The organism is Exiguobacterium sp. UBA3968, assembly GCF_002385115.1.
Lineage (GTDB): Bacteria > Bacillota > Bacilli > Exiguobacteriales > Exiguobacteriaceae > Exiguobacterium_A.
This window is the reverse complement of the sequence record NZ_DGCW01000005.1, coordinates 216,774-228,683: the sequence shown is the minus strand read 5'-3', so window position 1 is coordinate 228,683 and position 11,910 is coordinate 216,774. Positions and strand designations below refer to the sequence as shown.

The 11,910-nt window shown below is 44.3% G+C and carries 15 protein-coding genes; 2 read left to right on the top strand and 13 right to left on the bottom strand.

Translation table 11 applies throughout. The features are described from left to right. Window position 1 precedes the first annotated feature (1 nt). The 3 genes from B3S86_RS02805 to B3S86_RS02795 all read right to left on the bottom strand — a co-directional run bounded on the left by B3S86_RS02805 (window position 2) and on the right by B3S86_RS02795 (window position 2,249). A complete protein-coding gene (locus B3S86_RS02805; RefSeq protein ID WP_290748904.1) occupies window positions 2-943 on the bottom strand; it encodes a type II secretion system F family protein in 942 nt (313 codons plus the stop codon). A 14-nt stretch (window positions 944-957) separates the two neighbouring features. Further along, window positions 958-1,800: an ATPase, T2SS/T4P/T4SS family gene (locus tag B3S86_RS02800; RefSeq protein ID WP_056060197.1), complete on the bottom strand. Its 843-nt coding sequence runs from the start codon at window positions 1,798-1,800 to the stop codon at window positions 958-960. Window positions 1,801-1,862: 62 nt separating this feature from the next. Next, the gene (locus B3S86_RS02795; RefSeq protein ID WP_290748898.1) at window positions 1,863-2,249 is read right to left on the bottom strand and encodes a Spx/MgsR family RNA polymerase-binding regulatory protein; all 387 of its coding nucleotides are present in this window, start codon (window positions 2,247-2,249) and stop codon (window positions 1,863-1,865) included. A 224-nt stretch (window positions 2,250-2,473) separates the two neighbouring features. Here B3S86_RS02795 and B3S86_RS02790 point away from each other — a divergent pair, with 224 nt between their 5' ends. Beyond that, window positions 2,474-2,737: a DUF2626 family protein gene (locus B3S86_RS02790; protein ID WP_023467555.1), complete on the top strand. Its 264-nt coding sequence runs from the start codon at window positions 2,474-2,476 to the stop codon at window positions 2,735-2,737. Window positions 2,738-2,779: 42 nt separating this feature from the next. On the opposite strand, the gene B3S86_RS02785 is transcribed toward B3S86_RS02790, so the two are convergent. After that, window positions 2,780-3,397 (bottom strand): MBL fold metallo-hydrolase, encoded by a 618-nt coding sequence (locus B3S86_RS02785; protein ID WP_035409132.1) that lies wholly within the window; start codon window positions 3,395-3,397, stop codon window positions 2,780-2,782. 167 nt (window positions 3,398-3,564) lie between these two features. Between B3S86_RS02785 and B3S86_RS02780 the strand changes: the two genes are divergently transcribed. Next, window positions 3,565-3,744, top strand: coding sequence for a DUF2759 domain-containing protein (locus B3S86_RS02780; protein ID WP_035409134.1), 180 nt, complete (start codon window positions 3,565-3,567; stop codon window positions 3,742-3,744). A 106-nt stretch (window positions 3,745-3,850) separates the two neighbouring features. Here B3S86_RS02780 and B3S86_RS02775 read toward each other — a convergent pair whose 3' ends face one another. The 9 genes from B3S86_RS02775 to rpmG form a co-directional block, all read right to left on the bottom strand. Further along, on the bottom strand, window positions 3,851-5,776 hold the full coding sequence (locus B3S86_RS02775) for an LTA synthase family protein (protein WP_035409136.1): 1,926 nt from the start codon (window positions 5,774-5,776) through the stop codon (window positions 3,851-3,853). Between the two features lie 216 nt (window positions 5,777-5,992). After that, window positions 5,993-6,943 carry an ROK family glucokinase gene (locus B3S86_RS02770; RefSeq protein WP_035409137.1) on the bottom strand — a complete coding sequence of 317 codons (951 nt, stop codon included), beginning with the start codon at window positions 6,941-6,943 and terminating at the stop codon, window positions 5,993-5,995. Between the two features lie 83 nt (window positions 6,944-7,026). Beyond that, window positions 7,027-7,230 carry a YqgQ family protein gene (locus tag B3S86_RS02765; protein ID WP_035409139.1) on the bottom strand — a complete coding sequence of 68 codons (204 nt, stop codon included), beginning with the start codon at window positions 7,228-7,230 and terminating at the stop codon, window positions 7,027-7,029. Next, complete coding sequence (locus B3S86_RS02760) at window positions 7,214-8,251, bottom strand: M42 family metallopeptidase (protein WP_290748890.1); 1,038 nt, start codon at window positions 8,249-8,251, stop codon at window positions 7,214-7,216. Before B3S86_RS02760 ends, B3S86_RS02765 begins: the two co-directional genes overlap by 17 nt. A 160-nt stretch (window positions 8,252-8,411) precedes the next feature. Further along, window positions 8,412-8,921 (bottom strand): GNAT family N-acetyltransferase, encoded by a 510-nt coding sequence (locus tag B3S86_RS02755; RefSeq protein WP_035409143.1) that lies wholly within the window; start codon window positions 8,919-8,921, stop codon window positions 8,412-8,414. Window positions 8,922-9,188: 267 nt separating this feature from the next. After that, the gene (locus B3S86_RS02750) at window positions 9,189-10,145 is read right to left on the bottom strand and encodes an L-lactate dehydrogenase (RefSeq protein ID WP_035409145.1); all 957 of its coding nucleotides are present in this window, start codon (window positions 10,143-10,145) and stop codon (window positions 9,189-9,191) included. A 163-nt stretch (window positions 10,146-10,308) separates the two neighbouring features. Beyond that, entirely contained in the window at window positions 10,309-11,088 is a 780-nt protein-coding gene (locus tag B3S86_RS02745; protein ID WP_056060181.1) for a DUF92 domain-containing protein, read from the bottom strand. After that, window positions 11,082-11,627, bottom strand: a complete 546-nt coding sequence (locus tag B3S86_RS02740) for a 5-formyltetrahydrofolate cyclo-ligase (RefSeq protein ID WP_035409149.1) — start codon at window positions 11,625-11,627, stop codon at window positions 11,082-11,084. Before B3S86_RS02740 ends, B3S86_RS02745 begins: the two co-directional genes overlap by 7 nt. A 57-nt stretch (window positions 11,628-11,684) precedes the next feature. Then, window positions 11,685-11,834, bottom strand: coding sequence for a 50S ribosomal protein L33 (rpmG, locus tag B3S86_RS02735; protein ID WP_012369771.1), 150 nt, complete (start codon window positions 11,832-11,834; stop codon window positions 11,685-11,687). Window positions 11,835-11,910: the final 76 nt, after the last annotated feature.

Genomic DNA, 11,910 nt, shown 5'->3' with positions numbered 1-11,910 from the left:
TTTAAAATGGAAGCTGCTGTATCGCTAGCTGAATCGGATAATATAAGATGAGAAACAACGTTCCTGTCATGATCGTCAATCCCCCGTACAAAATCGGCTCGATCCATAACAACTTTTTCTCTAACTCCTCTTCCATCGACTCATGCAAGAGCGTCGCTTGTTCAAGCAACAACGGACCAAGATCTCCACTTTCTCGCGCTAAATGGACGATTCCAATCGTCTCGGCTTCGATGATCTCATCTTCGCCAAGCGCTTCTGCAAGTGGTTCCCCCGCCTGTTGTTTAGCATGCAAACGAGCGTACAAATGACCTTTTTTATTCGTTTGTCCTTGCTCTAGATGACGAAAGGTCTCTTCGAGCGAAAAGCCAGCATCGATAAACGATCCTACTTCGATCGTGAATAAATAGCTGTAGTAGAGACGAATCAAACGCTGTAACGGTTTCAGTCGTAAAATACGGTTTAATGGAAAGAAGCGAAAGAAGAGGTAACCGGAGGTTAACAAAATAACGGGAATACTTGCGAGCATATATTTCGCAGAAGGGTGAAGAAGAAGATGAAGAAATGAGGGGAGAGTTTTCGGGTCCGACATCTCGAGGAGAGATGGAAATACGTAGAGGGCGTAAAAGAAGAACAGCAGGAATAGACTGGTCGCTAGGACAAGCGGATATCGGATCATCTTCCAAAACTTCGATCGCATTTCTGTTTCGAGGTCGAGCAGTTTCACGATTTGGCGAAGAACAAGCAATGGTCGCTCTGTCCTTTCTCCAACAAAAAGAAGTCGTTTTAAGGTATTCGTTAACGCAAGCGGTTCAAGGGATGCTGCAAAGGAGTCTCCTTTTTCAAGACGTTGCTCCATTTCTCCGACCACTTCCGAGAACGGATGACGCTCGAATCGTTTTAAAATGAGTAGCGTCTCTTTCGCGGAAATTCCTTTTGATAACAAGCGATGATATCGTTTTAAGAACCGACTTTGATCGCGGCTTGTAAGTTTCTGACGGTACAGCGGACATCCTCTCCTTTTCGCTCGAGATGAATGATGCGTTGACAGACAGCTAGCTCTGACTCTTCGATACCTAAACTGCGCAATCGTAATCGCGCTTCATCAATACTTCCAGCGTGTAGCGTAAACAACACGACGTGACCACTAAGGGCAGCATTCATCGTCAAACGTGCTGCCTCCCTTGTCCGCACCTCACCAAAAGCAATCCAATCTGGATCCGCTCGCAGTATTTCCTCAAAACATCGCGTAGCAGTGAAGCCTGCTTTTTCATTTAGTTCCAGTTGTAAGACGTTTGGTACCGTACATTCCACCGGATCTTCAATCGAGATGATTCGTTTTTCTTCCATTGCACTCATCAAGGAATATAACATCGTCGTCTTTCCTGCACCTGTCGATCCGGAAATGACGATACACCCATGTCGTTGTTCAGCTAACCATGCGAAGTCCAATTGATCATGTAACGTTTGTAAAGCCGTTTCTCGAGAGACCGTCGAACGATAAAAACGCCACGACATCGCATCCCCTTGTCGACTCGGTAACAACGAGACACGCATTCCCTTTTTCCCATGTGGATACAAGCCACTTTGCGGAATTCGTTCATTTTGTTCCTTTAAGTTCGCCTCATAGCGAATATGGCTGACAAGCGTCCGGTAACGTGTCAGTTCTACGTCATCTTGTTCACACAGCCCATCGCTCGTTCGACAAACGATTCGGACGCGAGTCTCGTTCGGAACGAAATGAACATCTGTTGCACCGAGTGCTTCGAATCGTTCCATGAGTTGTGTCGTCCATTCCTTCATTTCTACTCACCTCCCTACAGCAAACAATACACAAAAAAAAGAAGCCGACCAAACCGGCTTCTTTACGATACGTGTGCAATTGTCCGATGTTTACGCTTCGCTAATGTCTCAAGACCCGGTTTATCATACCCGATAACGAGTTGTTTTCCATCAGTGATGATTGGGCGGCGTAACAACTTCGGGTTATCACTCATGAGGCGTAATAACTCACTGAGTTTCATGTCTTCAATATCAATGCCGAGATCTTTGAAGGCTTGACTGCGTGTTGCGAGCAAACTTTCAATCCCGTCTGTCGATAATTTTAACAGTTCCATGAGTTCATCAACTGTTGGAGCATTTCTGAACAGATGACGTTCCTCTACATCAACATGTTCCTCTTTTAACCATGATTTCGTTTTACGACATGATGTACAGCTTGGATATGTGAAAAAGACTAACCCATTCGCCATTTTTGCTCCTCCTCTCAAAGTGTGGGGTTTCATTACAGTTACTATAGCACGACATTTTGACTTTGTACACCTTTTGTACAACTATTGTACAACTTTTTTTGAAACTTCATCTTTTGTTCACAGTTATTCCTTAACAATCACTAGAACAGGATAGACGAATGATTGTTTGCTTGGTAAAATAAGTACGTATATTGACTATCTGTCGGATTTAGGGGGTTATAGGAATGGGGAGAATGTACCGCGTACTCGGTTTCTGGACTGGTATCATCGCAGTCATGGCATTTATCGGCGCATTGGGTGGCGATGCAAGCTCAAGTGAGCATACGGATTCATTTTTAGTCATGGGCTTCGTCTTCTTGGCACAAACTGTCTTTTTTGCAGCGCTTGGTTACTTGCGTTTAACTGAAAAAACGTATGTCTATATCTTTGGAGCTTACTTAACTGTATTTTTCATCGTCTTTACGTACTGGTCGAACTTCCAGATGTAATGAAAAAAACTCGTCATCCTCTTGGATGGCGAGTTTTTTTGCTTATAGAAACGGATTGGTTTTCATCTCTTGTCGGATCGTCGTATTTGGACCGTGACCCGGATAGACTGTCGTGTCTGCTGGTAGTTCCGCAATGAGTCGATCAAGCGAACGCATCAATACGTCTTGATTCCCACCATAAAGATCCGTTCGCCCGACGCCTTGTTGGAATAGGAGATCCCCACCGAATGCGATTCGTTCTCCCTTGAAATAGAACGTCACACTTCCTGGTGAGTGTCCTGGCGTCTCAAGTACATGCATTGAAAAGTTACCGATTGCCAATTGTCCTGGTTGTAACAGATGATCGGCTGGCTTCATGCGCATCGGCGGCATGCCGAATTTTGCCGAACCATTCCATTCTGGATTACCAAGCCAGCCTGCCTCTTCCGCATGAACGTAGACAGGAGCTTCCGTGAAGCGTCGTAACATATCCACACCACCAATGTGGTCAAAGTGAGCATGGGTCAAAAGGATTCCTTTTAAGGTTGCTCCTCGACTTTCAATTTCATCGAAAAAACGCATATCTTCTGTTCCTGGATCAATGACGAGACACTCCTTGTCCTTAAATAACAAGTAGCCATTCTCAGATGCCATACCGGAAGTGATCATGACGATTTCCATTCTATAAAACCCCTTTTCAATAGACTCTTCCCCTACTATACACGAAATTGTCGAAAGTTCCTGCAACGCCCTCTCGACTTTATCCCGAGAGTCGGATAAACTAAAAGTGAGATTTAAGTGAAATCTTCGTGAAATTCATAACGTGATTGTTTAAGGGGGAGTACGTCATGCATTTGGATCAACCAATCGGTTGGCTTTTCTTCTTCGTCGCACTCGTCGGTGTTTGGGCCGTCGTTCGTTCACTTAAGAAACGCCAAATGTTTCCACTCGTATTCGCAGCCCTAACTGTCGTCTTATTCGGCTGGTTTGGGATTGCGACATTGATTTACGGCGGTATTCCATCGTAATCAGAGTACGCTAAAAAGAGAGGTGCCTCGAGCATCTCTCTTTTTTGTTATTTTATAAAAAGAGTAGACCTACTAGAACGTAGACCTACTCTCAGTATTATCTTACTTATTTTGAAGTTTGAAGGAAACGTAGCAAGTCGCCATAGATGACTTTATCTGAGAGTCCTAATTCTTTCTCAGATTGTTTCGTAGATTGTTTACACATTTCCGCTTGTTCCCCGTCCTTCACTTCTTCTCCTGTCTTACGGTCATAACATGTTTCTTGCGTGTAGACCGTCTTATCTGTTACGACAGAACCGTCACGGAACAACGCATAGTCTTTATGTTGTTTTGAGAAGAGATCGGTACCGAACAAGATCTCATTCTTGAAATCATGACCTAACAGGTGAAGCAATGTTGGTTTAATATCGATTTGACTCGCAACATTTTCGTGTTTGACACCCTTCGTTTGACCCGGTAAATGAATGACAAACGGTACACGTTGCAGTTGCGCAACATCATACGGAGTCAACTCATCTTTGTTCATGAGTTCTGCCATCGCAGCATTATGGTTTGTTGAAATACCGTAATGGTCACCGTATACCATGAAGATCGTATCATCCCACGTACCATCTTTTTTTAGACCTTCGATGAACTTACCGAGTGCCATATCTTGATACGCTAGCGCCTGAACGTAGTGGTTCAGTGTCGTAGAACTCGTTTCAAGCGGTGGTACGAGTTCATCTTCTGGTTTTGGCATCTCGAATGGATAGTGGTTCGTTAACGTAATGAATTTCGAATAAAACGGACGTGGTAAATCTTTTAACATCGGAAGTGACTGTTCAAAGAACTTGTCATCGAGTAAGCCCCACTCCGTCAAATCTGCTGGATCCCCTAAATCATAATCCGTCTCCGAGAAGAAACGATCTACGCCGAAACTGTTGTAGACGATGTCCCGGTTCCAGAATGACTTGTTATTCGCATGGAAAACAGCTGAGTAATAGCCATCTTCTTTCAACATCTCAGGTGTTGCACGGAATTCGTTCTCTCCGTTCGTAAAGAATGCAGATCCACGACCAAGTGGATAGATCGAATTCTCAAGAATGAACTCAGCATCTGACGTTTTCCCTTGTCCTGTGTTGTGATAGAAGTTATCCCATGAATGGGATTCCTTGATCAATTTATTCAAGTTCGGTGTAATTTCTTGACCGTTTGGTGCTTTTAAACCAACGGCAAATGATTGAGCTGACTCAAACGAGATGACGATGACGTTCTTACCTTTATACTTGCCGAACATCGCCGGATTGGCTGCAGCATGCTTCGAATCGATGAAGTTTTGGACTTCTGATAACTCAGAGCTATCCGCAAGTGCTTTTTGCGCAGATGTCTTCGACTGGATGAGTGCGTCATACATATGGAAGTTAAATGTTCCGATGTTCTTAACGAGTAATTCCCGGTCAAAGGCACGTGTCAATAATTCTGGACGTTCTGTCTCAGCAAGCGTCAAGTTTCCAAGGAAGACGACGACTGCTGCGACGAATGCAAGAATTGCGCGCCCACGTGACGCGACGTTTTTGGACATATCCATTTTCCGTAAGAAAAATGGTAAGATGATCAAATCGCCGACGATCAGTAAATCAGCCCAACTTAAAAGCGATGCGAGTGAAGCTGAAACCGTCTCTGCATTCGAAGTTTGGAACAATACTGGCAACGTCAAGTAATCATTAAAGAAGCGGAAAAAAATGATGTCCGCATATAAAATGATGGTTGCGACGAACAGTGTACCGTAGATGAACCATTTTTGGACATTTCCTCGGAAGAAGAAGCTAAATCCAAACATGAAGAGCGCTGAACTAATTGGATTAATTAGTAGAATGAATGCTTGCGCGGAATTCGTTACGGGAACGTTGAAGAAAAGTGTATACGCTAAATACGTTTTTAACCAAATCAATAAGGTCGCAATCCAAAAAAGCTTATGCTCTTTATAAGTACTGCGAACGCCTTGACCCATCTTTAGGCGCATTCGCGACCAGATGTTTGCGTCTTGCTGCATAAAAACCTGCCTCCTAATTTACATGTGCCTTCTGCTTTCAGTTCACACAACTTACATCATAATGTACATATACCCATATCACGTGAAAATTTTACGCTTAGTTTTACAAAAATGCAACCGGAATCCGGAAGATACTTAACAATCACACAATTACTATACGTTTGTAAACAAAAAAAAGATTCGCCGGAGCGAACCTTTCATTGAAATTGAATATTATCATTTTTTCAAGAACATTTGCTTAGCAAGCCATGCACACCCGATGACTCCAGCATCGTTTCCGAGTTCAGCAATCTTGAACGTCGTTGATCCAAAGACACGGGGTAACGCAAACCGTTCAAATTGCTGACGTAGTGGTGCAAGCAGTGTTTCACCTGCTTTCGAGACACCACCACCGATGACGATGATTTCCGGATTGATACTATTTGCTAGATTTGAAATCGCAAGTCCGAGGTGGAACGTCACTTCCTCTACAACATCCGTTGCGATACGATCGCCTTTCTCATACGCTTCAAATACATCTTTCGCCGTCACTGCTTTAATGTCATTCAGTAGCGATTCTTGTCCTTTACGTTTCTCAAGACCAAGACGGGCGATACCCGTTGCTGAAGCAATCGTCTCAAGGCATCCTTTACGTCCACATCCACACATGACGCCACCTTCAGGCAACATCGTGATATGACCGATTTCTCCTGCCATTCCGACCGTACCGTGAACGATTTGTCCGTTCGTGATCAGACCACCACCGACACCCGTACCAAGTGTGACCGCGAGCAATTCTGTTGCGCCACTACCGGCACCTTTCCACATCTCACCGATCGCTGCTGCGTTCGCATCATTTTCAAGTACTGCCGGTAAACCTGTCAACCGTTCGAATTCACCAACGAGTTCAAAATTATGCCACCCGATGTTGACTGCCTTTTCAACGACACCCGTATTAAAGTCGATGAATCCTGGCGCACCAATACCTGCTCCGACAAAATCCTCTGGTCGTTTGTTGCTTTCTTGACACTTCTCAAAAAATGATTTTGCAATATCTCCTGGAATTTGTGCACCATCATTCAGGATCACCGTCTCAATTTCCCATTTTTCTACGATGATGCCTTGCAAATCCAAAATTGCCATCTTCACTGTCGTTCCACCGATATCAATGCCGAGTAACCATTTCATTGCTCTGTCTCCCCTATGCTCATATAATGTCTACTTGTTCATTTTAACGGACACACTCGCATTGCGCAAAGGGTTGCGCAACCTTAAACATTATCGGATTGTGAACGTTTTAATTCATGTCGTAAGATGAGTTTTGCTGAATCATACTGACGTTGCTCCAAAACGCCTGCTTCTTGCAATTCATCAAGTTCGAGCATCATCATCGCAATATCTGATGCTCGATCTCCTAGATAGATGAATGTTCCATACGTCTTAAGTAACTGTTGTACATCATACAGCGTCTTCATCGACCATCGGCTCCTTTACATACGCATGTAGCAAATCATAGGTCGCTTGTAATGACGTCTCATGTGTTCGTTCGTAAGAATGGCTCGATTCAATCCCCGGACCAAATAGTCCGTGTCGAACATCATGTCCCGCACGCACTGCTGCCGAAGCGTCCGAGCTATAGAACGGATAAATATCAACTTTATATGGGATACTATTGCGTTGTGCTAGACGTGTTAGCTGATGACGTAACGCTAAGTCATACGGACCGGAACCATCTTTTGCACAAATCGAGACCGTGAATTCGTCAGAGTGCTGACCATCTCCTAACGCACCCATGTCGACCGCGATATATTCTGCGACTTCTTCCGTGAATCCAGCATTTCCACCGAACCCAACCTCTTCGTAATTTGAAATCAGGATCTGGACCGTGTGTGGCAGGTCGATGGTTTTCCATTCTTTAATCAATTCAAGCAACAAAGCAACCGATGCTTTATCATCGAGATGGCGCGATTTCACAAACCCAGTTTCCGTATAGAGGAAACGCGGATCAAACGTCACGACGTCTCCTACTTCAATCCCCGCGACGCGCGTCTCTTCGGCTGTCGTCGAACGAATATCAAGTCGGACTTCAATATTATCAGCGGACCGTTCCGTTTTGTTCGTCTCGCGTGACGTATGGACACTCGAATGATGGAAAACAATCGTACCGGAAATTGTTTGACCGTCCATCTTATGCACGAGACAGTTCTCTCCTTCGATCGCTGTCCAAGCATAGCCCCCTAATTGTGATAAACTGAGTCGTCCCGTTGGTAAAATCTCTTTTACCATTGCCCCTAATGTATCGACGTGTGCCGTCAGTAACCGCGTGCGAGTTGAAGCACCAGGCAAAGTCGCTAAGATGGCTCCTTTCTCGAGTTTTCGATACGTGATGCCTTCTGCCATCAATCGCTTTTCTACGTATGTAATCGCTTCTTTCGTCGAACCTGTCGGACTTGGAATCGAGACCAGCTCTTCAATCGTACGTATGACTTCTTTCATGTTCATTCGCTCCCTTTCAATCGGACTACAACGTGCTATCCGCTTTGTTTTCATGATAACAAATATTCATTCTTTGTCGGTACTGATATCCTACATCCACTACGCGAAAAAGCTGTAGCGCTTTTTTGCTACAGCTTTTTGTCCACACCATATAATGAACTTAGACGTATTTTTTCATCCAAATATCATCACGGTATGTGCCATCTTCTAATTTTACGGAGTCTGGATCTTCGGCATATACTTCAAAGCCGAGCGATTCGTAAAGACTTTGCGCTGCTTCATTTCCTGATAATACGGCAAGAATGACTTGCTCAACGTCTGGTAACTTCTTCGCCTCGTCGATCAAGGCCTCCATTAGAGCACGACCGGTCCCTCCACGATATGCAGGCGAAACATATACTCCGGAAATCATCGCTTTGTGCGATTCACGTGACAGTTCATATGGCTTGACCTGACCAAACCCAAACAATACATCGCCGTCGAACATACCGAGCCAAATCTCATCGGAGTCGGGTTCTCCTTCTAGACCTTCTCGTACTTCGCGGAGCGGGGTTTGCTGTTCATCGTCAAACGAATGACCGAACGCATCTGGATGATTCTTTAATCCCTCAAGGCGTAGATTCCAGTATTGTTCTGCATCCTCTTTAGTTAATTTTCGAAAAGTATACATGACTGTCGATTCTCTCCTTTTTTGGGTTTCATGACGTACAAAAAATAACGGAAAAACGCTTCTATCTCTTACTTAACCCTTTTCTAGTAAAATAAAACCTAGATTTTTTTCTCTTTTAATTTCACTTAAATACAGTAGTGATGTTTGCCTCTTTTTTCTCATAACAAAAACTCAAAGGTGGACACTAAGATACAGGATCACCATTTGAGTTTTTAAGCTCTCTATTTAAGCTCTCTATTTATGAGGTTTTCGTCATGCTTTGCGCCGTTAATCTTGCAAGACAGGTTCGAGCGTCTGACGTAATACATCAGCAGAATGATGAAACTTCTTCATTTCTTCTTCCGTCAACGCGACTTCAATGATTTCCCGCACACCTTGACGATTGATGATCGCCGGTACTCCGATGTGAATGCCGGAAATCCCGTACTGCCCATCTACATACGCCCCGACCGTCAACAAACAGTTCTCGTTCCCAAGGATGGCACGCACGATTCGAACAAGTCCAAGTCCAATCGCATAATAAGTTGCTCCTTTACGTTCGATAATATGATAGGCAGCATCCCGAACGTTGATATAGATTTGATCAAGGTCTGCTTGAGAATAACGATCGTCCTCAGCAAGTAGTTCATCAATTGTTTTTCCATAAATACGGCTATTACTCCAGGCAGCGAATTCCGTATCTCCATGTTCTCCAAGAATGTAGGCATGGGCATTGCGAGAATCGATGTGAAAGTATTCTCCAAGCATTTGACGCAGACGTGCTGTATCGAGCACCGTTCCTGATCCAAATACGCGTGATTTTGGAAGACCGGAATATTTCCAAGCCAGATGTGCCATGATATCAACCGGATTGGAAGCCACGACGATGAGACCATCAAAACCAGAATCCATAATCTGACGAATCATTTCTTTCATGATCAATGCATTCTTTGCGACGAGATCGAGTCTCGTCTCTCCTGGTTTTTGAGGAGCTCCCGCCGTGATGACGACGACCTCAGCCTCTCGGCAGTCCATATAATCTCCAGCCCAGATCCGCATCGGTGAAGAACTAAACGGGGTTCCGTGGTTCAAGTCCATCGCTTCACCTTCTGCTTTTGCTTTATTGACGTCAATGATGACAAGTTCCTCACAAAGTCCGGCTGTTGACATCTGATAAGCAAAGCTTGAACCGACCGCACCTGCTCCGATTAACGCCACCCGTGTTACTTTCGCATGTAATTCCATCTCGTTATGTCCACCCTTTCATTCGTTCTAAGAGTTTGTTAACTATCTCACAAATAAATTGTAACATCTTTCACATTCTTTGTAATATGTGAAATTAATCACATTTGTCCATTTTGTGTCATCGATATCCTAACATAAGGAATTACCCTGTCATACTTTGCACTTACCAGAATCGGACGATGATAAACCCGATTCCACTCGCTAGACCACTCGTCATGACGTTTACCGCATCATTTCCAAGAAACCAAATACCCGATACGTAAGCTGTCGGTTGTCCATGATGCTCTCGTTTTTCCGTACGTTCCCCGCAAACTGAACATTCATACACGCGTTGCCACATTGCTCCAAATAGTGTATCGAGCAGACTTCCAAGGACACCGATACCTGTCACAAGTAAGGCCTCTGTCAAAGAAAGAGAAAAGATCCACTGCGCTGCTAAAGCGATGAACGCAGCTCCAGCAATTGTTCCTAACGTTCCGATTAACGACATCGCTCCGCTCGTTCCTGCTGGTACCCGTCGTAATGTTTTCAAAGACCATGGATCACGTCTTGAGAGTGGACCGATTTCCGAAGCCCATGTATCGGCATTCGATGCCGCGATGACGAATAGGAATAACAAGAGATACGCAAAATTCATCGTCATGGCGTAGGCTATAGCAGCGACGAACGCTACTCCTCCATTCGCAAGTACTTGCCATCCGTCACGTGCACCCTCTTTTTCGACGATCGCGTCCACGGATTTTTTTCTAGAACGCCCAATTTTCGATAAAAGACTCGAGCTGCCAAAGAAGAGTAAGAGCACCACTAAACCTTTCAAGCCGAATCCAAATGAGACACCACTACCGACGAGCATTGTCAAGACAGCCCCGCTTGTCGTCAACAAGCGAAAATATCGTCCAGTCCAGGCGAGAATGAGACAAAATAAAATCGTAACACTTAACATCGGATAACCTCTTGGTCCGTGACGATGAGATCAACTGGGATATCGAAGTCTTCCACTTCAAAATCTGGAAAGAGCTGTTCTGAAAAGGCGATGGATACTTTACAACCTGTGTATGTCACGAGTGCACGATCATAATAACCGCCTCCCCACCCTAAGCGATAGCCATCCCGTCGATAGGCGCGTCCCGGAACGAGACAAAATCCCGCTTGATCAAGTGTAGTGCGACGAGCTGAATCCATTGGTTCTGCGATTCCCATCTGATTATGCTGCAATTGATCTTCTGGTCTGTATTCATAAAAGACCATCTCTTCTCCGACTACTTTCGGTATCAAGACCGTCTTGTCCTCTTGCCACGCTTGTTTAATCAATATGCTTGTATCACATTCATTTCGAAATGCTAACGTGATTGCGACACAAGTCGCTTGTTGCCATTCAGGCAATAACAAAACATGTTCGTGTATTAATCGTTCCTTTTCAGCACGGTTCTCCATCACATCTAATCTTTCTTTGATCAGACGGCGTACTTCTTGTTTGTTCATAACTGTCTTCCTTTCCACAAAAAAAGCCATCACACGAAGTGACGGCTTCCATCTCAATTATTTCACTTCACGGTGAAGTGTGTGTTTACGGAGACGTGGGTTGTATTTCTTCAACTCAAGACGCTCTGGGTTGTTACGCTTGTTCTTTTTAGTGATATAAGTACGGTCACCAGTTTCAGTGCAAGCTAATGTGATTTTAACGCGCATGGAATTCCCTCCTATCTAGCTCTCGATGTATCAAGTGATTTTGCTTTACATAAGGTTAAGCATACTCAAGTATCGT

Coding starts and splice junctions, on each gene's coding strand:
- B3S86_RS02750 (WP_035409145.1), bottom strand. CDS start 10,145: ATGGAATTACATGCGAAAGTAACACGGGTGGCGTTAATCGGAGCAGGT.
- B3S86_RS02785 (WP_035409132.1), bottom strand. CDS start 3,397: ATGGAAATCGTCATGATCACTTCCGGTATGGCATCTGAGAATGGCTAC.
- B3S86_RS02755 (WP_035409143.1), bottom strand. CDS start 8,921: ATGTATACTTTTCGAAAATTAACTAAAGAGGATGCAGAACAATACTGG.
- B3S86_RS02790 (WP_023467555.1), top strand. CDS start 2,474: ATGGGGAGAATGTACCGCGTACTCGGTTTCTGGACTGGTATCATCGCA.
- B3S86_RS02800 (WP_056060197.1), bottom strand. CDS start 1,800: ATGAAGGAATGGACGACACAACTCATGGAACGATTCGAAGCACTCGGT.
- B3S86_RS02765 (WP_035409139.1), bottom strand. CDS start 7,230: ATGAAGACGCTGTATGATGTACAACAGTTACTTAAGACGTATGGAACA.
- B3S86_RS02770 (WP_035409137.1), bottom strand. CDS start 6,943: ATGAAATGGTTACTCGGCATTGATATCGGTGGAACGACAGTGAAGATG.
- B3S86_RS02740 (WP_035409149.1), bottom strand. CDS start 11,627: ATGAACAAACAAGAAGTACGCCGTCTGATCAAAGAAAGATTAGATGTG.
- rpmG (WP_012369771.1), bottom strand. CDS start 11,834: ATGCGCGTTAAAATCACATTAGCTTGCACTGAAACTGGTGACCGTACT.
- B3S86_RS02775 (WP_035409136.1), bottom strand. CDS start 5,776: ATGCAGCAAGACGCAAACATCTGGTCGCGAATGCGCCTAAAGATGGGT.
- B3S86_RS02760 (WP_290748890.1), bottom strand. CDS start 8,251: ATGAAAGAAGTCATACGTACGATTGAAGAGCTGGTCTCGATTCCAAGT.
- B3S86_RS02745 (WP_056060181.1), bottom strand. CDS start 11,088: ATGTTAAGTGTTACGATTTTATTTTGTCTCATTCTCGCCTGGACTGGA.
- B3S86_RS02795 (WP_290748898.1), bottom strand. CDS start 2,249: ATGGCGAATGGGTTAGTCTTTTTCACATATCCAAGCTGTACATCATGT.
- B3S86_RS02780 (WP_035409134.1), top strand. CDS start 3,565: ATGCATTTGGATCAACCAATCGGTTGGCTTTTCTTCTTCGTCGCACTC.